Raw genomic sequence first — 24172 nt, 5'->3', positions numbered from 1 at the left:
CCTTTATAATTTCTAAATTTTTCTGCCGGAATTATAATTCTTTTCAATTTTCCATAAAAGAAAACTGCGGGATTTCAATGTTATAAATTCCCGCCCTGCGCATATACATTCAATGAAAGAAGGGATGTACATGTCAACTTTTGAAACCATAATGGTTTTCGGACTTTTTATTTTCGGTCTGCTTGCAATAATAAAGGGCGGCGACCTTTTTGTAGAGGCTTCCGCCTGGATTGCCAAAATCTCCGGTATCCCTCAGTTTGTAATCGGCGCAACAATAGTGAGTTTAGCTACAACTTTGCCGGAACTTATGGTATCCGCCATAGCCTCAGCCCAGGGCAACAATCAAATGGCTGTCGGCAACGCCGTGGGTTCTGTCACCGCAAACACGGGACTTATAATGGCTTTAAGCATTATTTTTCTCCCCCATGCCGTAAACCTCCAAAGGTTTGCACCCAAAGCCATAATCCTCATGGGCTCAATATTTTTCCTTGCCATATTCTCCCTTACAGGAAAACTCAACATTGTGGGCACTGTGGGAATGTTCATAATTTTTGCTATTTTCATAATTCAGAACCTTCACGACGCAAAACAAAGCGTTTCCCAAGGTCAGATTTCCGCCCAAGACATGCGCATTGCAGTTTCACGCCGTGACATAGTTCGTCACATCGTCTACTTTGTTGTGGGAACTGCCGGAATTGTCATAGGCTCAAATCTTTTAGTGGAGAACGGAACCCTTATAGCCGACAAAATTTTCATGGTAGACCGCAGAATTATAAGTCTTACCGCCGTGGCAATCGGCACTTCTCTTCCCGAGCTTGTGACCACTGTTACAGCCATTGCCAAAAAGCAAAGCTCTCTGTCAATCGGCAACATAATGGGCGCAAACATCATAGACCTTACACTTATAATGCCTGTCTGTTCCATAATCTGCGGCGGAACCTTAAAAATCTCAAAAAGCACCCTCTTAATCGACCTGCCATTTTTGGCTCTCATCACCCTCGCCGTATTTATCCCGGTTTTCAGAAACAGACGCTTCTCCCGTTCTCAGGGCTTCCTTGCAATCGCCCTCTACGCTATATACATGATGTTTTTATAATTTTTTTATTTCCGCTTTTTTTATTTCCGCTTTTTTTATTTCCGCTTTTTTTATTTCCGCTTTTTTTATTTCCGCCTTGCAGAGGTTTGTCTTAGAAATCAACGTCGTTTCAAGGCGGGCGAGACGTTTTCCTTAGTTTTGGGAATGGTTCGCTCTCGGTTGAGTTTCTCTTTCTTTTACATAACACAACAAACGATATATCTGCTTTATTTATTCAAAAACTATCATCCTAAGAACGTAATAATAAAATAAAAATTCTTGACACAAGGGGTTAATATGAATATAATAGAGAATATATGCAGTGATTTAAAAGCGCTGTTATATCATAAGAAAAAGGAAACCTGAAAGGACGGAAAAGTTATGCAGAAATCTGTAATGCTGACAGAAGAAGGTCTCAGAAAACTTGAAGAAGAGCTTGAATTTTTAAAAGGCGAAAAACGAAAAGAGATTGCCGAAAAAATTAAGGTTGCCCGTTCATTCGGTGACCTTTCAGAAAACAGCGAATACGACGACGCTAAAAACGAGCAGGCTATTCTCGAAGCAAGAATTGCAACAATCGAGGCTGACCTGAAAAATGCGGTTATTATCGACGAAAGTGAAATAAACAACGAGCACGTACACGTAGGTTCAAGCGTGCGCCTTGAGAACCTTAAATCCGGAACAATTGCTTCTTACAGAATTGTAGGTTCAAACGAAGCAAACCCAATGGAAGGCAAGATTTCCGACGAATCACCAATCGGCAAGGGTCTTTTGGGATTTAAGCAGGGCGATGTTGTTGAAATTGAAATTCCGGTTGGAACAGTATCTTTCAAGATATTGGAAATTTCAAAATAATTTCAGTTTTGGCGGCCGCACAGGTCGCCATTTTGGATTTTAAGCTAAAAAATTATTTTAAATACAGAATAACCCTAAAGGGGCAAAGAAAGGAAAGTAAAATATGGGTGAGCAGAACGCAACTCAGAATAATACACAGAACTTAAGCGAAATACTTCAGGTACGCCGTGACAAGCTGAAGGCTTTGCAGGACGCAGGCAAGGACCCATTTCAGGTAAACACCAGCGACAGAGATATTCTCGCTTCTGAAATTCTCGAAAGATTTGAAGAGCTTGAAAACAAGGATGTATGCATTGCCGGACGAATCATGTCAAAAAGAGGCAAGGGCAAGGTTGCTTTCATTGATATCCACGACAGAAGCGGAAAAATGCAGATTTTCGCAAAGCACGATGATTTGGGCGAAGATGAGTACAAAACAATTCTCAAGTACGACATCGGCGATATTATCGAGGTAAAGGGTTTTGTTTTCCGCACAAAGGTTGGAGAAATCAGCGTACACGCAAAGAAGATTACTCTCCTTTCAAAATCTTTGCTTCCTCTTCCTGAGAAGTATCACGGTCTTAAGGACACAGATTTAAGATACCGTCAGCGTTACGTTGACCTTATTATGAACCCAGAGGTTAAGGACACATTTATCAAGAGAAGCAAGATTATAAAGACAATCAGAAGCTATCTTGACGACATGGGATACATCGAGGTTGAAACACCTGTTCTCAACACAATCCCGGGTGGAGCTGCCGCACGTCCTTTCATCACCCACCACAACACATTGGACATTGACCTTTACATGAGAATTGCTCCTGAGCTTTACCTCAAAAGACTTATCGTAGGCGGCATGGAAAAGGTTTACGAAATCGGCAGACTTTTCAGAAACGAGGGAATGGACGTTAAGCACAATCCTGAGTTTACAACAATCGAAATTTACGAAGCATACACAGACTACAACGGCATGATGGACAGAACCGAGCAGATGATTAACAGAGCCTGTGTTGAGGTTAACGGCACAGACCAAATCAAGTACCAGGGCGAGGATATCGACCTTTCTGTTCCTTTCAAGAGAATGACAATGATTGACGCTGTTAAGCAGTATGCAGGCGTTGACTTCGGCGAGTTTATCGGCGATACAGAAAAGGCAAAGGAAGTTGCAAAAGAGCTTAAGCTCGAAGTAAAGCCAACAGATACATGGGGAAATATTCTCAACACAGCATTTGAAGATTATGTAGAGGAACAGCTTGTTCAGCCTACATTTATCTGCGATTACCCTGTTGAGGTTTCACCTCTTACAAAGCGTAAAAAGGATGTTCCGGAGCTTGTTGAGCGTTTCGAGCTTTTCATAACAAGAAGAGAGCTTGCAAACGCATATACAGAGCTTAACGACCCGATTGACCAGCGCAAGCGTTTCGAGCACCAGCTCATGCTCAGAGAAGCAGGCGACGACGAGGCAAACATGCTGGATGAAGACTTCCTCACATCTTTGGAGTACGGTATGGCTCCTACAGGCGGTATGGGAATGGGTATCGACAGACTTACAATGCTTCTCACAGACAGCGCAAGCATAAGAGACGTTATCATCTTCCCAACCATGAAGCCTCTCGGCGACTCAAAAAGAGACACAGCTCCAAAGGCTTCGGAAGCACCTAAGGCAGAGCCTGAGAAGATTGATTTTTCAAAGGTTGAGATTGAGCCTTTGTTCAAGGATTACGTTGACTTTGAAACATTCTCAAAGTCCGACTTCCGTGCAGTAAAGGTTTTGGCTTGTGAAGCAGTTCCAAAGAGCAAGAAGCTTTTGAAGTTCACTCTTGACGACGGCACAGGCGAAAACAGAACAATTTTAAGCGGCATCCACGCTTACTATGAGCCGGAAGAGCTTGTTGGAAAGACATGCATAGCTATTACAAATCTTCCTCCAAGACCAATGATGGGCATTGAGTCCTGCGGAATGCTTATCTCCGCTGTACACAGTGAAGAGGGAGAAGAAAAGCTTCACCTTTTGATGGTAGACGACCACATCCCAGCCGGCGCAAAGCTTTATTAAGATGTATTCAAACTAATAATAAAAAATAAATGGGCAGTCCTTTATTGGGGATTGCCCATTTTCAAATAAAAAATATTATATGAAGTGAGAACCATGGATATTAAAGAAGTAAAAGAAGATAAAAAACAATATCTTAATTTGCTGTTATTGGCAGACGAACAGGAAAATATGATAGACCGATATCTTACAAATGGAACAATGTATGTTTTAGAGGATAATGGAGTCAAGGCAGAATGTGTTGTGTTAGATGTAGGTGACGGAGTTCTTGAAATAAAAAACATTGCCACAGACCCACAGTTTCAGGGTAAGGGCTACGGTAAAGCATTGATTGAGTTTATTACTAAAAAATATCAGGGCGATTATTCCATATTGCAGGTCGGAACAGGTGACAGCCCGTCAACAATCCCTTTTTATGAAAAGTGCGGCTTTACCCGTTCTCATGTTATTAAGAATTTCTTTGCTGATAATTATGACCACCCGATTTATGACGGCGATGTTAAGCTGACAGATATGATTTACTTACGAAAAAACATATAGGAACAAGCTTGCGACTAAAACATATCCAATGTTAATATGCGTTGCTTGCGGCAACGGGGTGTTTTCTATACAATAATGGTAACAACTGAAAGAAAGGTGGTTATCCTTAATGCTGAATGAAAATATTAAATCTCTCAGAAAATCAAAAGGGCTTTCACAGGAGGAACTTGCCGTAAAGCTCAATGTTGTACGACAGACAATTTCCAAATGGGAAAAGGGCTTGTCTGTACCGGATTCCGATATGCTGATTTCCATTTCAGAAGCCTTGGAAACTCCTGTAAGCACTTTGCTTGGAGAAACGATTGATGAGCCAAAACCGGATGAATTAAAAGCCATTTCCGAAAAGCTGGAGGTTATAAACCTACAGTTTGCCAAAAGAAAAACAATGACACGAAAAATATTTCACTGGGTTTTTATCTCACTGTGTACTTTAATAGTAATTGTTTTTGCGGTTTTATTTCTGCTGAACAGTCCGTACTTGGGCTGGGATTACAGTAAACCGGAAACCGCAGTTATGGGAGTAGGCTTTCAATCATTTGAGTGGCTGTTCGTAAGATTAGCACCGCTTGCCTTAATCGGAGGAATAGTCGGAGCTGTATTGACCCGAGAGAAAAGATAAAATATTTTAACAGGCGTTTGTTTGTATATCTACGATGTACATTCAAACGCTTTTTATTTTCTCTTTTCATATTTCACCTATAAAACAAGCCAATTTCAAAGTGTAGTTATAAAAATGCAGTTATAAAAAATAAATATTACAGCAAGATTTAATCGAACCTTACATTTTTGTAAGGTTCAGGGTTTTGGTGTTTTTTTATGCTATAATTATTTCACAGGTAAAAACAGGAAATACAGCATATAAAATCTTGTATATTCTGTAACTTTTCAAAATTATTTTTTAATTGGAGGAACGAAAATGAAAAAGCGTTTATTAGCAGCAGCCATCTGCCTGTGCATGGTTATCGGACTTTTCCCAACTATTGCTATGGCAGAAGAAACAACTTCAATCGTAGTAGGTTCACAGACTATTTCAGGCTCTAAAAGCAATCCGGTGTACGCTGTTACAAATCCTGATGACGGCAACGTAACTGTTGACTCAGGTTTGACAGAAGATGACAGCTGGAACATCAAATGGGACGGAGAAACTCTTACACTGAAGGAAGCATACATTACAGCTTCTTCACAAGTTGATTTTACAACAACAATATTCTTTTATCCCGTACAATCATCTATCTTCTGTAAAAATGATTTTACAATAGAAGTAATAGGAAATAACACAATCACAAGTGACAACAAATATTATCTTGCACCTATATCATCAGAAAGAAATATTACAATATGCGGAAGCGGTACACTTAATTGCTATAACAATACTTCCGGAGCATTCCAAAGAAGAGCTGTCTATTCAGACGGAGATGTTACTATCAAGGGCGCCAATTTGACACTTGAAGGCGCAGACCATTCTATTGAAGCAAACAATATCTTTGTTTCAATTCCTGACCTCTCAGACCCATGCGCAAGACCTGCTGTAAAGGTATACTCAGGAAGCAATCAGGAAAGCGCATCAGAAATTGCAGGTTCACCTGTTACTTCCGACAAAATAAATATCACAGATAATTTGTCAAAATATCTCCGCACAGAAACTTTAATAACTATGGACCACAAGCTTGCAAAGTACGAGTCCACACCTGCTACATGCACAAAGGACGGAACAAAGGCTTATTACTATTGCCCTGTATGCGGTAAATATTTTGAAGACGAAGCAGCCACAAAGGAAATTTCCGATATAGACATCTGGAAGGTTATTCCTGCAACAGGTCACAATATTGAGGACGGAATATGCTCAAACTGCAATGCTATTTTAGGCGATGTAAATAACAGCTCTATCCTTGATATCAATGACGCAACTTTGGTTCAGCTTTATCTGGCTAATACTTTGACAGAAACAAATGTATTTGATGAATTGCTTGCAGATGTAACCGGCGACGGAGATATTACAATTCTCGACGCAACTGCTATTCAGGCAATGCTTTCAAACGTATAAGTTTTCTGACAGCCACATAAAACATGTGCAGAAATTATTCAGCTCTTATTTAATGATAAGCAGTTTTTACAGGATGCTTAAAGCCTCTGCAAAGGGATGACATAATGACATAAAACTTAATAAAAACTAATTATTGTAATGCTGAATAATCACTGTATACAGCGGGCCTTGAATTTTTCAAGACCCGCTGAAATATTTTATCCCACAAAGATAAAACCGCAAACCTTTTTCAAGGCTTGCGGTTTTCCTATTAGAAAACATTATCTATTGTTTTCTGTAAATTATTTTTTTGTAAGTATTATCTGAAGAGCTGTAACATCGTTTATTGTGATTTTTCCGTCCTGATTTACATCAGCCAGCTCTTTATTGAATATTCCCTCTATCGGTATCAATACCACATAGCACTGGATAGCTGTTGCGTCGTAAATATCAAGCTTTTCGTCCTGATTTACATCGCCAAGCTCATATTTTACTTCCGGCTTTCCGCAGTTTATGCATACGCCGTCTTCATATGTATGTCCAAGTGCAGAGATTTCTACAGGAGCGGTTATTTCATTTTCTCCCTTTTCATCGGAGAAAAGCTTTTTGCAAACTTCACATGTCCAGTATGCTTCAAAGCCCTTTTCCTCGCAGGTTGCTTCCTTGGCATCTGTCTTTGTAAGTGTATGTGCAAGAGCAGGTATTTCTACAGGCTCGGCTATCTCTGTTTCTCCGTTTTCGTCAGAGAACATCTTTCCGCATACTTCGCATGTCCAGTATTCTTCAAATCCGCTTTCTCCGCAGGTGGCTTCCTTGCCCTCTACCTTTGTGAGAGTATGCTCAAGTGCAGGGATTTCTACAGGAGCTTCTATCTCGTTTATTCCGTCTGCATCGGAGAACATCTTTTGGCAGGCGTCGCATGTCCAGTATTCTTCAAATCCGCTTTCTCCGCAGGTGGCTTCCTTGCCCTCTACCTTTGTAAGCTTATGTCCACGGGCAGGAATTTCAACCGGTTTTCCTATTTCAGCAAAAAGCTTTCCGCAGTTTTCGCAAATCCAGCATGCCTCATATCCGCTTTCTTCACAGGTCGGTTCCTTGCCGTCAGTCTCTACTATGGAGTGAGGCTTCAATTTTCCGTAGGATGTTCCGCACAGACTGCAAGATGCCTGCTCTGAACAGGTAGCTGTTCCGCCTGAGTGGCTGTTACAGATTATTGTTCCGATTTTTTCTACAGTTCCCAACACATTCACTATTCCGTTGTTGGTCATTGTTATATCTTCGGCTATTGTGAGAGTTATGTTTTCAGGAATATCAAGGGTATAATTTTCCAAAACTTCAAAGTCCTCATCAGGTGTTACATTTCCGTAAACCTTACCCTGAGTTCCTTCAAAGATAATTCCCTTCCAGTTTTCTTTCTGGCTCTGGTCGCCTATTGAGGAAGCTATAATAACGGCATTTCCGTTTTCTCCTGTTGTAAAGGCTGAGGCTTCTCCTATGACATTTTCAGAGTCAGCTCCTCCTCCGATTCCGTGTCCATAAGTACTTATAGCTGTAACACTTCCTCCGGTAATTGTAATTTTACCTGCGGTTCCGTAATTTAAAGAATGACCGCCGCCTCCGCCGATTCCGGCTCCCGAACTACTTTGGGCTTTTACAGTTCCTCCGTTAATGGTTATATTTCCGCCGCCTCCGCCGATTAGACAATAGCCAGCGCCGATTCCGGCTCCCAAACGGCTTTGGGCTTTTACAGTTCCTCCGTTAATGGTTACATTTCCGCCGGCTACGCAATGCATAGCACTGCCGCCGCCGATTGCAGCACTCATGTCACTTGCGGCATTTATATTTCCGCCGTTTATAGTTATATTTCCGCATGGAACTATATATTCGATGAGTGATCCGCTATCGTCTACAATACCATCAGAGCCTATCGGTGAGTCAGAAGCATTATCGTCGCTTACTGTCGCCACAATACTTCCCATTGTGCTTTCGTCTGTGGACTGAGCGTAAATTGTAAGGCTGTTGAGGCTTCCGTTTTCCGCAGTATCATCGTCGTCCTGAACCTTAATACCCAAAGGTGCAATAAGCTTTGCGCCGTCTTCAAGTATCAGATGTACGTCGCCCTGAATCTCCACACGGTGTGTAAGGGTTACCTCTCCCTTTACTATATACCAGTTATCACTCCACAGAACATTGCTTGCGCTGATTCCCAGAGCATTGGCTGTTTGTTCTTCACCGTTTTCGTCTATGTACTTTACGTCCTTATAAGCCGAATTTACCGGGCTTCCGGTGATTTCTCCGGTTCCCTCTATTTTGCCCAAGTCATCAATTGTTCCGTTATTATTGATAATTCCGTTGTTGATGATTGTTCCGTTGTTAATTATTGCTCCGTTTACATTTATTGTTCCGTTATTTGTCAGGGTTATATTCTTGTCTATTGTCAGTTTTTGTCCTGCTTCTATTGTAAGAGTATATCCCTGCGGAACTTCAAAGTCAGATGCAGGTGTTACAGTATCTCCGTAAAGCTTTCCTTCTGTTCCCTCGAAGATAATACCTTTCCAGCTGTCCTTGTGGCTCTGGTCGCCTATTGAGGAAGCTATAATAACAGCATTTCCGTTTTCTCCGGTAGTAAATGTTCCGCCATCGCCGATTCCTTCTTCGGTAAGTGCGTTGTTGTATCCGCCGCCGATTCCGTGTCCCATTTCACTTGTGGCTGTGACAATACCTCCGGTTATAGTAATTGTTCCGCCGGCTCCACCTTCCGGTCTCATTGTTGTACCGGCGCCGCCGCCGATTCCGGCTCCTCTGCTGCCTTTGGCTGTGACAATACCTCCGGTTATGGTAATTTCTCCTCCCGGATATACCTTATCCCATAACTCAAAATCGCTGCCGATTGCTGCATTGCTGATATCATATGAAGTTGCCTCAAGGCTTCCCATCACGGCTGCGTCTGTGCTTTGAGCATAGATTGTAAGCTTGTTAGAACTTCCGTTTGAAACGTCGTTATCATCGTCCTGAACCTTAATTCCCATAGGTGCAATAAGCTTTGCGCCGTCTGCAAGTATAAGGTGTACTTCTCCCTGAACCTCAGGACGGTTATTAAGGGTAACCTCTCCCTGCACTATGTACCAGCCGTTACTCCATACTGTATCGTCAGCTTTTACACTGAATGCTAAAGCGCAGATTTGCTCTTCGCCGTTTTCGTCGATGTATGTTTCATTTCTGACAGTGTCTGTTATATCTTCTCCGGAAATATTTCCACTGCCCTCAATAGCTCCGTTATCACTGATTTTAATAATTCGTCCGTTGTTTATTATTGTACCGTTGTTTATTATTTTTCCGCCTAACTCAATTACTCCGCTGTTTGTCAAAGTTATATCTTTCTCTATTGTCAGAGTATTTCCATCGGGGATATTAAGAGTATAATTTGCAGGGATTTCAAAGCTTCCTTCCGGAGTTACGTTTCCGTAAACCTTACCCTGAGTTCCCTCAAATATAACACCGTTCCAGCTGTCTTTTTGGCTCTGGTCTGATATTGAGGAAGCAAAAATTACCGCATTTCCGCTTTCTCCTGTTGAAAGAGGTCCTTCGATTCCTACACGACCACCTGAGACTGTAACATTTCCTCCGCCAATGGTGATATTCTTTCCATAAATACCCACAAAATCTTTACTTGTAGCTGTAACTGTTCCTCCGTCGATGGTAATATCATTATTTCCGACAATACCTGCATCTCCTGAGGCTATAACCGTTCCTCCGCTGATGGTTATAACTTCCCTTGCTTCAATGCCGCTGCCTACGCCGCCATCTTTGCCTGTGGCTGTAACATTTCCTCCGCTGATGGCAATATTGCTTCCGTTCATGCCTCTTTCGCCTGTGGCTGTTACTGTTCCTCCGCTGATGGTGATTGTTTTTGCAAGAATTCCACTTCTTTGTTCTGAGGTAATAGTGACATTTCCTCCGTTGAAAGTGACTTCTCCAGCATCAGGTCTATCACCTATGGCATTCTTGTATCCCTCACTGCTTACTTCAAGCTTGCCCATTTTTTCTTCATCTGTGCTTTGAGCATAGACTGTAAATCTGTCGGAATCTCTGTAAAGCGAAATACCCTTAGGTACATTAAGCTTTGCTCCGTCTGCAAGTATAAGGTGTACGTCACCATTAAGCTGTACTCTGTCTGTAATGGTCACCTCTCCATTTGCTATGTACCAGCCCTCGTTCCATATGGTATCGTCTTCCATGAGTTTCGTGGCAGAAACACAGATCTGCTCTTCTCCGTTTTCGTCAAGGTACTTTACATTTCTGTCTGTCAAATTTATAACGGAATTTCCCTGTACTGTTCCGCCGCCTGCGAAAGTATTGTAAGTCTTAATTGTTCCGTTGTTTACTATTGTTCCGTTATTTGTAAGGGTTGCATCTTTACCTATTGTCAGTTTTTTATCTGCTTCTACTGTAAGAGTATACCCCTGGGGAACTTCAAAATCACTTTCAACAATTATATTATCGCCGTAAGACTTTCCTTCGGTTCCCTCAAAGATAACACCTTCCCAGCTGTCCTTGCGGCTCTGGTCGCCTATTGAAGAAGCGAAAATTACCGCATTTCCCTTTTCTCCGGTGGTAAATATTCCGGGTTCGCCTAATCCTACAGCCAGCGGGTAGTCGCAGAATCCGGCGCCGATTCCTTGTCCCTTTTCACTTGTGGCTGTGACAATACCTCCGGTTATGGTGATTGTTCCGCCGTCTCCCCCTTTTTTGCTTAGTATTGATACACCGCCGCCGCCGATTCCGGCTCCTATGCCGCCTTTGGCTGTGACAATACCTCCGGTTATGGTAATTTCTCCTCCGGGATATACATCATCATGCCAATCAGAAATACTACTACTGCCGATTGCCGCATTTTTTTCATACGACACAGCCTCAAGTCTTCCCATTGTGGCTTCACCTGTGCTTTGAGCATAGATTGTAAACTTGTTGGGACTTCCGTTTAAAATATCTTTATCGTTGTCCTGAACCTTAATGCCCGAAGGCGCAGTAAGCTTTGCTCCGTCTGCAAGTATCAGGTGTACATCTCCCTGAACCTCCACACGGTTTGCAAGAGTCACCTCTCCCTGCGCTATGTACCAACCCGCTGTCCACACGGTATCTTCTGCTGTGACCTCCGTGGCAGAAGCGCAGATCTGCTCTGTGCCGTTTTCGTCAAGGTATGGTATTTCCTCTGCTGCGAAAACCATCGTTGGCATCATTGAAATCAGCATACACACAACGATAGCCATTGATAAAATTTTCTTTTTCATGTATTGACCTCCTTATTGTAAATTTTAATATATTTGACGGTCAGTCCAATATATCTTTAGTTATATTATACCATACAAAAACACAAAAATCGCGAACCTTACAAAATTGTAAGGTTCACAAATATAAATAAAGTATAAACAGATTATTTTATAATCTTTGCTGTAATCCCCACCGTAAAACAGAAACACAAAAGAAAAGGCTTGCTTTATTTTTAATTAAGCAAGCTCATCACATAAATAATAAGCATGTTTTTCCACATACTAATTAAGAGTCCGTAAAATACGCCCAGCCCATTGACTATCGCCCAATTATACGGTAAAATTAGGCGTAAATGTATAGAGGTGAGGGAATGAGAAGGTTTAATTATTCATTTTTAAAAGATAAAAAATGGGACAGTGAAATGCTTGGCTTAGTGGCGCAAATTCACGAATACAAAGGCAGGCAGGAATTATATCTGAAACAAAAACCTGCCGTATTAGATAAGCTTGTGGAAGCTGCGAAAATTCAAAGCACGGAGGCTTCCAATAAAATAGAAGGCATAGTTACAACAAGTAAACGCATAAAACAGCTCTATCAGGAAAAAACCACTCCAAAAAACAGGGACGAACAGGAAATTATGGGTTACCGTGATGTACTTAATACGATTCACGAAAATTTTGAATATATCCCTCTAAGAGCTTCCTATATTCTACAGCTTCACAGGGATTTATATAAGTATTCAGAAAAAACAATCGGCGGCAGATTTAAAAACACGCAAAACTATATTTCAGAAACACGTTGTGACGGAACACAGGCAATAAGATTTATGCCTCTTGCTCCATATGAAACACCCGAAGCTATAGATACTATCTGTGAAAGCTTTAATCAGTCGATAGATTCATGTGAAATTGATTCGCTGATTTTAATACCCTGTTTTATCAATGATTTTCTTTGTATACATCCATTCAATGACGGCAACGGACGTATGTCAAGGTTGCTTACCACGTTGCTTTTGTATCGCTGCGGTTACGTTGTGGGACGATATATAAGCATAGAAAGTAAAATCGAAAAAACAAAGGATAAATATTACGATGCTCTTGAACAAAGCGGCATAGGATGGCACGAAGCTGAAAACGACCCTTCTCCCTTTATAAAATATATACTTAGGATTATTCTTTCAGCATATCGTGAGTTTGAAAGCCGTATTGACCTGTTCGATGAAAAACTTCCAGCTGTGGAATTAGTGCGAAGGGCTGTTTTAGAAAAATTAGGAAAGTTCACTAAGAGTGATATTATGGAGCTTGTCCCGTCTATAGGAAAAACTTCGGTAGAAAATTCACTGAAAAAGCTTGTAGAGGAAGGCACTATTATACGACACGGTACAGGCAAAGCAACATTCTACACTCGAAATGATTAACAGCAAAAAGGCTTGCTCCCTATTTGAAGCAAGCCTTTTGTTTATATTAAGGTTTCAGTCCGCTGTTTGCGGCTTTTATCCTTTTGGTGTAAAGGTGAACTTTCCGTCCTTGAAGTCGCAGACGATGTGGTCGCCTTTCTTTATCTCGTTTTCCAGCATCTTCTCGGAGAGTGCGTCCTCAATCTTTGAGGTTATAGCTCTTCTCAAAGGTCTTGCGCCGTAGGTATCGTCGTAGCCCTCGTTGGATATCTCTGTTACCGCCTGGTCTGTAAACTCTGCGTCGATATCAACAGCCTTAAGTCTTGCCTTGAGGTTTTCCAAAAGCTTTCCGGCGATTTCCTTGATTTCCTCCTGAGTAAGCTTGTTGAACACGATAATGTCGTCAACTCTGTTGAGGAATTCCGGACGGAAGAGTTTTTTAAGCTCGCCGATAACAGCCTCTCTGATTTCCTCGTTGGTCTTTTCCTTCTTGTTTTCAGGATTGTCGAAAGCAAATCCCAAACCGTTCTGCTGGTCTGTGATAAGTCTTGCGCCAACGTTGGAGGTCATGATAATTACAGTGTTCTTAAAGTCAACTGTTCTGCCCTGAGAGTCTGTAAGTCTGCCGTCCTCAAGAATCTGGAGAAGAATGTTGAATACATCCGGATGAGCCTTTTCAATTTCATCGAAAAGAACTACAGAGTATGGTTTTCTTCTTACCTTTTCTGTGAGCTGGCCGCCCTCGTCATAGCCAACATATCCCGGAGGTGAACCGACAAGTCTGGACACTGTGTGTTTCTCCATGTATTCGGACATATCAAGTCTGAGCATTGCGTTTTCGTCGCCGAACATAGCTTCCGCCAAAGCCTTGCACAGCTCTGTTTTACCTACACCTGTCGGACCTAAGAAGATAAATGAACCTACCGGGCGTTTCGGATCTTTAAGACCAACTCTGCCACGTCTTATAGCCTTTGCAACGGCTGTTACAGCTTCGTTCTGACCTACAACTCTCTTGTGGAGAATATCCTCCATCTTCAAAAGTCTCTGGCTTTCCTCCTCTGTAAGCTGGAATACAGGAACACCTGTCCACTGGGAAACAATCTCCGCAATGTCCTCGCCCTTTACTTCGCCGCTGACATTGGCGTTTTTGTCCTTCCAGCTCTTCTTCATTTCCTCAAGCTTTGCGCTGGCTTCTTTCTGCTTATCTCTGATTTTTGCGGCATTCTCAAAATCCTGCTCGTTTACAGCGCTTGCCTTTTCGTTTTCAAGCTTCTTTATCTTATCCTCAAGCTCTTTTATCTCCTGCGGATAGGTAAGGCTTGAAAGTCTTACACGGGAAGCCGCCTCATCGATAAGGTCGATGGCTTTATCAGGCAGATATCTGTCTGCAATATATCTAGATGAAAGTGTTACCGCTGATTCAATGGCTTCATCTGTGATTTTTACCTTGTGGTGGGCTTCGTATCTGTCACGGAGGCCTTTAAGAATTTCAACAGCCTCTTCCTGTGAAGGTTCGCCGACTGTTACAGGCTGGAAACGTCTTTCAAGAGCTGCGTCCTTTTCGATGTACTTTCTGTACTCCTCCATTGTTGTTGCACCGATTACCTGGAAATCGCCCCTTGCAAGTGACGGTTTCAAAATATTTGCGGCGTCTGCTGAACCCTCTGCTGAGCCTGCGCCAACGATTGTGTGAAGCTCATCTATGAAAAGGATAATATCCTTTGACTTTTTAACCTCGTCGATTGCCGCCTTAATTCTTTCCTCAAAGTCGCCACGGTACTTAGTACCTGCAATCATGCCTGTAAGGTCAAGGCTTACAATCTTCTTGTTTTTCAGAATTTCCGGAATTTCTCCCTTTACAATTCTAAGGGCAAGACCCTCGGCAACCGCTGTTTTACCAACACCGGGTTCACCGATAAGCACAGGGTTGTTCTTTGTTCTTCTTGAAAGAATCTGGATAACCCTCTGGATTTCCTCTTCTCTGCCGATTACCGGGTCGATTTCGCCGTTCTTTGCGGCGGCGGTCAAATCTCTGCCGAACTTGCCCAGGGCATTGTTGCCGCCCTTTGACTGTCCGTTTTTGTTAAGCATTCCGTCAATTCCTGACTGCTGGTTTTCTTCCTCGGAGTCAGCACCCATGCTGGCTTTAAGTGAGGAAAGAACAGAATTTATATTTACATTTAATTCCTCAAGGAATCTGATTGCATAGCCGTCCCTTTCGGAAATAAGAGCCATGAGCAGATGCTCTGTGCCAACATAGCCGTGGCCAAGTCTTGCGGAAAGCACCATAGCTGTCTGCATAACTCTCTTAGTTCTCGGTGTAAAATCGTCGGGAGTTATAACAGTTCTGCTTCCTGTGCCGATTGTCCTTTCGATAAGGTCTTTCAAATCCTCGGCGGAAAGTCCGTTTTGCTGCAAAACTGAGGCTGCAACACCGGACTCCTCTGACACAAGGCCCAAAAGTATATGCTCAGTGCCAACATAGGTGTGACCCATATCCTGAGCCGCATCAACTGCCATATTCAAAGCGTTATTTGCTTTCTGTGTAAATCCGTTAAAATTAAACATATACCTGCCTCCCTTTTCTTTTTCTCATTTTTTTCATTTATCGCAAATATGTTAATTTTAAGTTTAAGCTCCAAGTCTTTCTCTTATGGTCTTTGCCCTCAAAATATCTCTCTTTTCAGGGTCCAGGTTTTCCCCTGCTGTTACAATCATTGTTGCCGGCTGAATTTCCGGTATGAGCTTGTCGATTGTTTCGCAGGTAATTCCGGTAATTTCTCCGGAAACAACGCCCATTCTCACATTTGAAAGCAATTCCATAGCCTCGTCATGGCTTACTGCCAAGGCGTATTTTAAAATACCCAAGCTTCTGTGAACTGTATCCCTCATGGAAACAGATTTCATAATAGTTTCTCTTGCCTTTACTTCCTGAGAAGCAAGCTGGTCAGTAATATTTTTAAGGTTTTCGATGGCGGCGCTTTCGGAAATTCCCAATGTTACCTGGTTGGAAAGCTGATACATTGCGCCCTTAGGCTCTGTACCCTCGCCGTAAATTCCCCTTATGGTCAAGCCAAGCTTTGAAAGGTTTCCGCCGATTCTGCTCAAAGCTCCTGTTTTCTGCAAAGCAGGAAGATGAAGCATAACTGACGCTCTCATGCCTGTACCCAAGTTTGTAGGACACTGGGTAAGATATCCAAGCTTTTCATCAAAGGCAAAATCAAGATTTTCGTCAAGAAGCGTATCAATCTTATCCGCCAAATCGTATGCGCCCTCAAGGTTAAGACCATCTGTGATAATCTGTATTCTCACATGGTCTTCCTCGTTTATCATAATGCTGACCTTTTTGTCATCCTTTAAAACTAAGGCTCTGCCCTCTTTATCGCCGTTTATAAATTCCGGACTGATAAGGTGTTTTTCAACAAAGGACAAGCCCTGAGCTCTTGTAAGCTCTCCCACCTTGATAAGCTGGAAATCGGAGGATATTGCGCTGTTGCCCTCTTTAAGAGCATTGTAAACCTTTTGAACTATCTCATTTTTCCTCTTGCTGTCAAGTCTTGACGGGAAAGGATATCCTTTCAAATTTCTTGCCAGCCTGATTCTTGTGGAAACAACTATTGAGTTATCCATAATTATCCCTCCATTCCCTTAATCTCATCACGAAGCTTTGCTGCCTGCTCAAATTCCTGAGCCTGTATAGCCTCCTGAAGCTGTTTTTTCAAATTGTCCAGCTTGCTGTTTGTTGTGGTGAGTTCTTTTTTCTGAACCTTTGCAATCTTTCTGTTCTGCAAATTATTTCTCCACTGGGTTGATTTCTTTCCGCAGTGTGTAGTATTTCCATGTATTCTTCTTATTGTGGGAACAAGCTCATCTCTGAATGTGTCGTAACACTGGGCGCATCCCACAATTCCGTTTTTAACAATGTCGTTGTATGTGCTTCCGCAGAAAGGACATCTTGTGGCCTGTGTTCTCTCCGGAAGAGCGTTTCCGAAAAAGCTTCCAAGCAAATTGGAAAACTCAGAGGAAAAGTCTCCGAACATATTTGTATAGCCCATCTTCTCTGCGCAGTCCGGACAGAGGTAATACTCTGTGTACTGACCGTTTATCATTGTTTTTATATGTGTAGTAGCTTCGTTAACACCGCATTTTTGACATTTCATAAAGCAATCCCCCTTGCTTAAATCATACATTATATATGTTTATTAACTTGTTTTACTTTTTAAGACCGCTAAATCAAGGTCAGAAGCATATTTTTAAATATGCCCGCCCTCAATCCGTCACGGTATTTCTGCGGGACTTCCTGATATGACCTTTCAGAAATTCCGCAGGCCATCAGTCTTGCTGTCTGCTTATCTATTATTTCCTGTGAAACCATATTTGTAAGCATAGCCTCTGCGGTGGCTCTGTCCAGAGTTTTGCCAATTGAATTTATTATATGCATTATGGCGGAACTTCTGCCCAGTTTTATTCTCGTTATTCTGATATAGCCCCCGCCTCCCCGTCGGCTTTCAACAATGTATCCCTGTTCCGGCGTAAACCTTGAGGTGATAACATAGTTTATCTGACTGGGAACGCAGCCCAAGGTGCCGGCAAGCTCGTTTCTTCTTATTTCGGCGTTGCCGTTTTGCTCGTCCAGCATATCCAATATATAATTGGCGACTAAATCGCTCATTCTCATACTAATGCCACCTATCATACGGACATTTCACTGCCCTTTGTTTGACTTTCCCTGACCTTTGTTAATATTATAGCGTGAAGGTCAAAGAAAGTCAAAGTCAATAAAAGTCAAATACAAGCAATTAACCCTATACAATCTCCCGTTTTCTCCGTTTTTCTCCATTTTGCTCACGTTTTAAAAATTTTTTATTTTTTATTTCCGCCTTGCAAAGGTATATCTTGGAAATTAACTTCATTCCAAGGCGGACGAGACCTTTTCCGTAATTTTGAGAATGGTTCTCACTAATTTAAGTTTTTCTTATAAAAAACAAAAGGTCAAACTCTCTCAGTTGAAAGTTTGACCTTTTATAATAAAATCAAAAATTATCACACAAAACGATTTTGTTTTTCATCGTATTCGTAATTTATCATCTTGAGCTTTTCGACAATCTCATTTGTATCTACATCTAAATCCTTGCCCAGCTCCTCAAGTGAGGGATAAAAATCCCTGAGCTTTGTATTTATAAATGAAAGCAAAATAACCGGATCCTGCGGAACAGCCACTAAAAATACCCCCTATTTAAAATTAAAAACTTATCAACATTGAGCCTATCCTATGTTGATAACTTTTTCTTTTATAATTATACCTTTAACTTTACCTTTGTCAATTATTTTATTTCCGACATGCAAAGGTTTAATTTAAAAATTGACTTCATCACATGTCGGGCGAAACCTTTTCCTTTTAGTTTCGACACACAAAGGTTTAATCTAAAAATTCACTTCATCACATGTCGGGCGAGACCTTTTTTTACATCCGACATACAAAGCTTTAATTTAAAAATTCAATTCAAATTCTTATATCTATCCACTTCCAAAAGGATTTTAAACAGCTGTTCCTGCTCTTCTTTGCTTTTTGACAAAAGAAAATCGTAACATTCCAACGGTATGTTTTCAGACTCGGTTCCGCTTTCAAAATTTTCAATTTTATCAAAAAGCTTAGACAACGGGACTTTTAACGCTGATGAAATTTTTTCGACACTCTCAAGGGTGGCGTTTTTCTCCCCTCTCTCAATCTGCCCTATATAAGTTGGATGACAGCCGGACATTTCCGCAAGCTTTTCCTGACTTAAACCCAATTCTACCCTGTAACTCCTGATACGCCTGCCTATTCTTTTTGCGATTTCGCTCATAACTATCACCTCTGCATATAGTCTATAAATATTTATTTATTTTTACTATATACTATTGATATTATATACATGAGCTGATATACTATAATTATTACTAAAGATAATTATATATTTATAGTAACTAAAACAGACAAAAAAATTTCCGGCACAACAAAATATTGCCCGGAAACTTTAAATACAATATAATATAGATACCAAATTATTTTTTTATGTCGTTTATAATAGCAATAACATGTTCAAGCTGTGATCTGTTCAATCCCTTGGCAGCAGAAACAAGCTCTTTAATTTTTGCAGGGTCGTTATTATCTATATCGAAAAAATCCTTGGGCGTAATTCCCAAATATTCACAGATATAAAATATACCAGTAAGTGAAGGCATGGACTTTCCGCTTTCTATATTATTTATATAACCGGGGTTCTGCCCCATTGATAAACTCATATCTCTTGCAGATACTCCCTTTTCCTCTCTCAGTCTTGCCAAACGCAAAGAAAAATCCTTTTCAGTCATTTTTCCACCAAATAATTTTACATTTATTTACACTGTTTATTTTTTATTAAATCATTGATAATCGTAATAATATGTTCCAGTTCTTCGGAACTCAGGTGCTTTGCCACTGTATCAAGTTCCCTGATTTTAGCAGGGTTACTATTATCCTCGTCAAAAAACTCCTTTGGTGTTATGCCAAAATAATCACAGATATAAAAGAACACGGTCATAGAAGGAAGATTAACTCCGTTTTCAATATTGTTGATATATCCCGGACTCTGTCCCAGCGACAGGCTCATATCTCTTGCTGAAACGCCTTTATTCATTCTAAGCTCGGTCAATCTCTTTATAAATTCTTCCTTTTCCACGATTATCACCACCTATATATATAATTTTACTATATACATATCCAATAGTTATCCTTTTTAATTATCAATTAGTATTGACATATATATTTTATTTAGATATAATTTTGTAAATATTAAGTTAAAATAAAGGAGTTGAAAAAAGTGAAAGAAATAACATGTTGTTTTACCGGACACAGAACTATTCCCATGGGACAACTGAACTATGTAGCAAACCTCTTAAACCGCACTGTAGAAGAACTGATTGCAAAGGGCTACAGTGTTTTTGCCGCAGGGGGTGCACTGGGCTTTGACACAATGGCGGCACAATGCGTGCTGAACTTAAAATCCAAATATCCCCACATAAAACTGATTTTAATACTGCCATGTTTAGAACAGACAAAGGGCTGGTCGGAATATGATATTTCCGTTTATGAAGATATAAAAAATAAAGCCGACGAGGTTATATACACATCATTAAACTATACAAAAAGCTGTATGTTTAAAAGAAACCGAGCTCTTGTGGACAAAAGCAGTGTCTGCATAGCCTATCTCACAAAAAACGCAGGAGGAACAGCCTACACCGCAAAATATGCCGTTGAAAAGGGTTTGCAGCTTATAAACTTAGGCAAATAAATCCATACAAATACAAAACGACCGCTTCCGAAGAAGCGGCCATTTTTTTAGGTTATTTAATAACGGGTAATAATCAATTATGATGCCAGCATAAGCTGAATGAGAGTTGCGTCATAGACAGTAATCTTTCCGTCCTTGCTGTAGTCTGCATTTTCCTTATAGAAAGCTGTATTTCCCAAAGCCTTTGCAAGGTGCATCTGTATAAGTGTTGCGTCGTCGATATCGACAATTCCGCTGTGGTTAACGTCACCCATTTCAAAAGCTCCCTCAACTGCTTCAAGATTATTTACAGTCTCTGCCATATCAGCCATTGCTGCGTCCAAAGCTTCCTGTGTAACAGGCTCGCCTATTGCCATATCAGCAAGCAAAGCTTCTACAGCTGCAATTTTTTCCTTGATAACCTTCAATGAGTCCTCTGTATACATTGCTGTATTTTCGGAAAGCACTTTTGCGGCGTCAACCTTCTTTTCAGCTTCATATGTATTCAAAGCAACAAAGCGGTCTGATTCTGTTTCAATCTCATTGAGATAAATTCCGTCTGTAAATGCTATTCTAAAGGACTTAACTCCCTTGAGAGCGGAAACATCATAAACATGAGTGTTGACATTGCTCTTGTCCTCTACAACTGCAAGCTCTGTTTCGCCGTCCTCTGTTACTGCGTATACAGATACGCCGTCCCACTGACCTGCTGCGTTGTAAATCCTGAGGCTGTTTACCTTAGCACTTTCATAAACATTGTAAACAACTTCGCCCTCGCCTGTAGGATTTACAAATGTTCTCATATCCATGTCGTTAAGCTTTGTTTCGCCTACACCGTTTACAGTAATTATGTTTTTAGCGTTTGTATTTGCTGCGTTAAATTCAGCAACCTTGAGCCAGTTTGTGCTGCCTGCCTCTGTAACTACAAAGCGGATACCCTTTGCCTTTACCTCTTCAAAGGTTATAGAGGTTGCGCCGTCCTGGAAGTCGTCGGAATTTATTGAACCTGCAACAATCCACTGTCCAGCTTCGTTAAGATATTCGATATTTGCCTTACCTACAAATCTGCCGCCGTCTGTTGTTGTAACAAACTCAACATAGTTGATAGCTCTTGTGCTGTCAAAATTCATTGTAAGGTTTGTATTTACAGCCTGGCTGTAAAGCCATACAAATGTTGTCTTATTTCCGTCGATAATATTTGTTGTAGGATATGTTCCCGGCTGATAAAAGCGTAATTTGACTTATCCTGACGATATTTGTCAAATACTGATTTAATATCTGTGTAATCCTGGTCCTTAGAAGCATAGCTTGCAAATGTTCTCAAAGCTTCTGCCATAGCCACATCGTCTGTATATGTGCAGAAGGACTCTTCCCAGTTTTCCTGAGCATTAAAGTTTGCGGTATTCCATGTGTAATCAGCAACGCCGTACAAGGAAACCTTACTTGCTTCCGCCTGATTCATCGGGTTGGAAAGTATTCCAATACCGTCAACAACGTCAAGGTCTGTTCCGTAAACAGAGTTAAGTCTGTTCATGTAAAGCTGGTCGTCAACTGTTGTCATAGCCTCGTCAAGAGTTGCAAGACCATAGTAAACAGCGTCGTCATCCTCACCGAGAATTGTAACTCTGCCGTTCTCGTTGATATCGATATAATGAATATCATATTTTGTTTCAGCGACTGTAAACAAATCGCTGTCATAGCCTGCTGTGTTCTGGTCTACTGCCTCTGCTGAGTCCTTAATGCCAAGAGCCAATGTACTCTGGCTGTAATCCTCAACCACTTCATAAGCCACGCCCTGTTTTTCCATTATCTCATTGACACGGCTCTTTGTAACCTCAGTTATGCCTGTTTCGTAGAAGACTTTTACATTGTCAAAGTCTATTGTTTTGTAGTTCATAACAAGGCTGTGTGGTGTTGGGTTTATGTCGTATGTATTGTCGATGTCCTGCTGTGACAAAACTTTAACCTTAATAACGTAGTCATATTCATTGTCGTTGTAGGAAATCTTTGCAGTAAGTTCTACCTCGGCAGTTGTCTCAGGCTTTGTAACCTTTAAAACTCCGTCCTCAACAGTCAGAAATATTATCAAAAGTCTTAATATAATCAGCCAGCAGAATAGCATAAAACAGAAGCGGTATATATTGCCCCTTACCTAGAACCTCCTTTTTCAAATTTGCTCAATCCTGCCAATTATACTATAATCAATAAAAAATATTTTTAATGCTTAGAAATATTGTATTATTTAGCCTGTTTTCAGCTTATTATAACATACCGCAATAAATATATCAATATTATAAAGTGTTTTCTTATGTTTCATATGGTTTTTTACTAATGTCAAGATGATTAAAATCACAAAACAAAAAAAGGGAAAGTATCCGAAGATACCTTCCCCTTCTGCGAAAGAGCCGCAGTGCTCGTTTAAAATAATAGAAAGATTTGAAACGCAGGTGCTTAGAATAACTTTTTGATGATTTTTTTGCAAATCAAAAGACTCATATTAAATCATAACAAGCACCGCAGCCCCGTGCAGACTTATCATCGATAAGTATTTAATACTATCGATTTTTGTCGTTCTGACAATACAATTATACACAAACTAAGAATATTTGCAAGCTGCAAAATGAATTATTTTGCGTACTTGTTTACAATTGCATGCATCTGATCCATCTTCTTTTCCATATCAGCAACCAGCTTGAACTGTGTGCGGCAACGGTCGAGATTGTGGTTTGGTCTGTGAATCTTGAAATATGTATCTCCGCTGAGATAGTCTGTGAGGAATCTGATTCCGCACTCGAATGTCATAATCTTTGCACCGATTGAAAGGCTGTAAAGCTCTTCATCTGTAAGGAATTCCTTAGCAACGCTGAGGTAACCGCTTGCAAATACCTCGAAGAGTTCAAGGCTCATTTCAATTTTGCTCAAGTCAACTTCGTCCTCTGCGCCTGTGCTTGCGCCGAAACGAATGCTGTCGCCGAAGTCATAAGCAGCTGCGCCCGGCATGATTGTATCAAGGTCGATGATGCAGATAGCCTTACCTGTAGCGTCGTCGATCATGATGTTGTTGAGCTTTGTGTCGTTATGTGTAACTCTGAGGGGAATTTTGCCCTCTTTGAGCATATTAACGATTTCGCATGCAGCCTCTTTACGTGCCATTGCAAATTCGATTTCAGCCTGAACGTCTTTTGCACGTCCGCAGATGTCCTTATTTACAGCCTCAACAAAAGCTTCGAAACGCTTCTCTGTGTTGTGGAAATTAGGAATGGACTCTGAAAGCTGGTCAGCAGGATAATCTGCCAAAAGTCTCTGGAAGTTACCGAAAGCTGCTCCGCAGTTGTAGAAATCTTCCTTAGTCTGGATGCTCTGATAGGTTGTTGCACCCTCAATGAAGATGTAAGATCTCCAGTAGTTGCCGCCCTCATCTACAAAATAGAGCTTTCCGTCCTTTGCAGGGATAACTGTGAGAGTCTCTCTGAGAACGTCTCCGCCGTTAGCCTCGATAATCTTTTTAAGGAAAGTTGTAACTCCGTAAATATTGTCCATGAGAGCTGCAGGCTCTGTAAAGATGCTGTGGTTAATTCTCTGAACAATAATTCTTCTCTTTTCGCCGTTATTCTCGATAACAGCAGCGTATGTATCGTTAATATGACCTTCACCGAATGGGCCAACGCTTACCATTTTGTCGCCTTCG

Annotated in this window: 20 protein-coding genes; 8 read left to right on the top strand and 12 right to left on the bottom strand. The window is 41.1% G+C overall.

Features of this window, described 5'->3' with window-relative positions; translation table 11 throughout:
* The first annotated feature begins 130 nt into the window (after positions 1-130).
* The 6 genes from B5F08_RS05510 to B5F08_RS05485 all read left to right on the top strand — a co-directional run bounded on the left by B5F08_RS05510 (position 131) and on the right by B5F08_RS05485 (position 6546).
* Entirely contained in the window at positions 131-1096 is a 966-nt protein-coding gene (locus tag B5F08_RS05510) for a calcium/sodium antiporter (protein ID WP_158096229.1), read from the top strand.
* Positions 1097-1456: 360 nt separating this feature from the next.
* A complete protein-coding gene (gene greA, locus B5F08_RS05505) occupies positions 1457-1930 on the top strand; it encodes a transcription elongation factor GreA (RefSeq protein ID WP_087377181.1) in 474 nt (157 codons plus the stop codon).
* Positions 1931-2033: 103 nt separating this feature from the next.
* Complete coding sequence (gene lysS / locus B5F08_RS05500; protein WP_087377179.1) at positions 2034-3965, top strand: lysine--tRNA ligase; 1932 nt, start codon at positions 2034-2036, stop codon at positions 3963-3965.
* A gap of 93 nt (positions 3966-4058) precedes the next feature.
* Positions 4059-4502, top strand: coding sequence for a GNAT family N-acetyltransferase (locus B5F08_RS05495; RefSeq protein ID WP_204245158.1), 444 nt, complete (start codon positions 4059-4061; stop codon positions 4500-4502).
* Between the two features lie 109 nt (positions 4503-4611).
* On the top strand, positions 4612-5121 hold the full coding sequence (locus tag B5F08_RS05490; RefSeq protein WP_087377175.1) for a helix-turn-helix domain-containing protein: 510 nt from the start codon (positions 4612-4614) through the stop codon (positions 5119-5121).
* Positions 5122-5418: 297 nt separating this feature from the next.
* Positions 5419-6546 (top strand): dockerin type I repeat-containing protein, encoded by a 1128-nt coding sequence (locus B5F08_RS05485; RefSeq protein ID WP_087377173.1) that lies wholly within the window; start codon positions 5419-5421, stop codon positions 6544-6546.
* Between the two features lie 281 nt (positions 6547-6827).
* On the opposite strand, the gene B5F08_RS05480 is transcribed toward B5F08_RS05485, so the two are convergent.
* A complete protein-coding gene (locus B5F08_RS05480; RefSeq protein ID WP_087377171.1) occupies positions 6828-11816 on the bottom strand; it encodes a dockerin type I domain-containing protein in 4989 nt (1662 codons plus the stop codon).
* A 350-nt stretch (positions 11817-12166) separates the two neighbouring features.
* Between B5F08_RS05480 and B5F08_RS05475 the strand changes: the two genes are divergently transcribed.
* Entirely contained in the window at positions 12167-13213 is a 1047-nt protein-coding gene (locus B5F08_RS05475; RefSeq protein ID WP_087377169.1) for a Fic family protein, read from the top strand.
* 75 nt (positions 13214-13288) lie between these two features.
* Here the strand turns inward: B5F08_RS05475 and B5F08_RS05470 are convergent, their stop codons facing one another.
* From B5F08_RS05470 to B5F08_RS05435, 8 genes are all read right to left on the bottom strand, one after another.
* Positions 13289-15760 (bottom strand): ATP-dependent Clp protease ATP-binding subunit, encoded by a 2472-nt coding sequence (locus B5F08_RS05470; RefSeq protein WP_087377167.1) that lies wholly within the window; start codon positions 15758-15760, stop codon positions 13289-13291.
* Positions 15761-15823: 63 nt separating this feature from the next.
* Entirely contained in the window at positions 15824-16822 is a 999-nt protein-coding gene (locus B5F08_RS05465; protein ID WP_087377165.1) for a protein arginine kinase, read from the bottom strand.
* Between the two features lie 2 nt (positions 16823-16824).
* On the bottom strand, positions 16825-17352 hold the full coding sequence (locus tag B5F08_RS05460) for a UvrB/UvrC motif-containing protein (protein ID WP_087377163.1): 528 nt from the start codon (positions 17350-17352) through the stop codon (positions 16825-16827).
* Positions 17353-17420: 68 nt separating this feature from the next.
* The gene (locus tag B5F08_RS05455; protein ID WP_087377161.1) at positions 17421-17870 is read right to left on the bottom strand and encodes a CtsR family transcriptional regulator; all 450 of its coding nucleotides are present in this window, start codon (positions 17868-17870) and stop codon (positions 17421-17423) included.
* Positions 17871-18235: 365 nt separating this feature from the next.
* Entirely contained in the window at positions 18236-18412 is a 177-nt protein-coding gene (locus tag B5F08_RS05450; protein WP_087377159.1) for a DUF4250 domain-containing protein, read from the bottom strand.
* 278 nt (positions 18413-18690) lie between these two features.
* Positions 18691-19038, bottom strand: coding sequence for a helix-turn-helix domain-containing protein (locus B5F08_RS05445; RefSeq protein ID WP_087377157.1), 348 nt, complete (start codon positions 19036-19038; stop codon positions 18691-18693).
* 199 nt (positions 19039-19237) lie between these two features.
* On the bottom strand, positions 19238-19546 hold the full coding sequence (locus tag B5F08_RS05440; RefSeq protein ID WP_087377155.1) for a helix-turn-helix domain-containing protein: 309 nt from the start codon (positions 19544-19546) through the stop codon (positions 19238-19240).
* Positions 19547-19569: 23 nt separating this feature from the next.
* Positions 19570-19851: a helix-turn-helix domain-containing protein gene (locus B5F08_RS05435; protein WP_442856060.1), complete on the bottom strand. Its 282-nt coding sequence runs from the start codon at positions 19849-19851 to the stop codon at positions 19570-19572.
* 183 nt (positions 19852-20034) lie between these two features.
* Between B5F08_RS05435 and B5F08_RS05430 the strand changes: the two genes are divergently transcribed.
* Positions 20035-20505, top strand: a complete 471-nt coding sequence (locus B5F08_RS05430) for an SLOG family protein (protein ID WP_087377151.1) — start codon at positions 20035-20037, stop codon at positions 20503-20505.
* Between the two features lie 77 nt (positions 20506-20582).
* On the opposite strand, the gene B5F08_RS05425 is transcribed toward B5F08_RS05430, so the two are convergent.
* From B5F08_RS05425 to B5F08_RS05410, 3 genes are all read right to left on the bottom strand, one after another.
* Positions 20583-21677: a dockerin type I repeat-containing protein gene (locus B5F08_RS05425; RefSeq protein WP_242968305.1), complete on the bottom strand. Its 1095-nt coding sequence runs from the start codon at positions 21675-21677 to the stop codon at positions 20583-20585.
* Positions 21629-22573 (bottom strand): beta-N-acetylglucosaminidase domain-containing protein, encoded by a 945-nt coding sequence (locus B5F08_RS05420; RefSeq protein WP_158096227.1) that lies wholly within the window; start codon positions 22571-22573, stop codon positions 21629-21631. Before B5F08_RS05420 ends, B5F08_RS05425 begins: the two co-directional genes overlap by 49 nt.
* Before the next feature lie 536 nt (positions 22574-23109).
* A complete protein-coding gene (locus B5F08_RS05410; RefSeq protein WP_087377256.1) occupies positions 23110-24159 on the bottom strand; it encodes a phosphotransferase enzyme family protein in 1050 nt (349 codons plus the stop codon).
* Positions 24160-24172: the final 13 nt, after the last annotated feature.

Origin of the sequence: Anaeromassilibacillus sp. An172 (genome assembly GCF_002160515.1) — a bacterium.
GTDB classification, from domain to species: Bacteria; Bacillota; Clostridia; order Oscillospirales; family Acutalibacteraceae; genus Limousia; species Limousia pullorum.
Note: the sequence above shows the minus strand (reverse complement) of the source record. Positions and strands in the feature narration are given on the sequence as shown.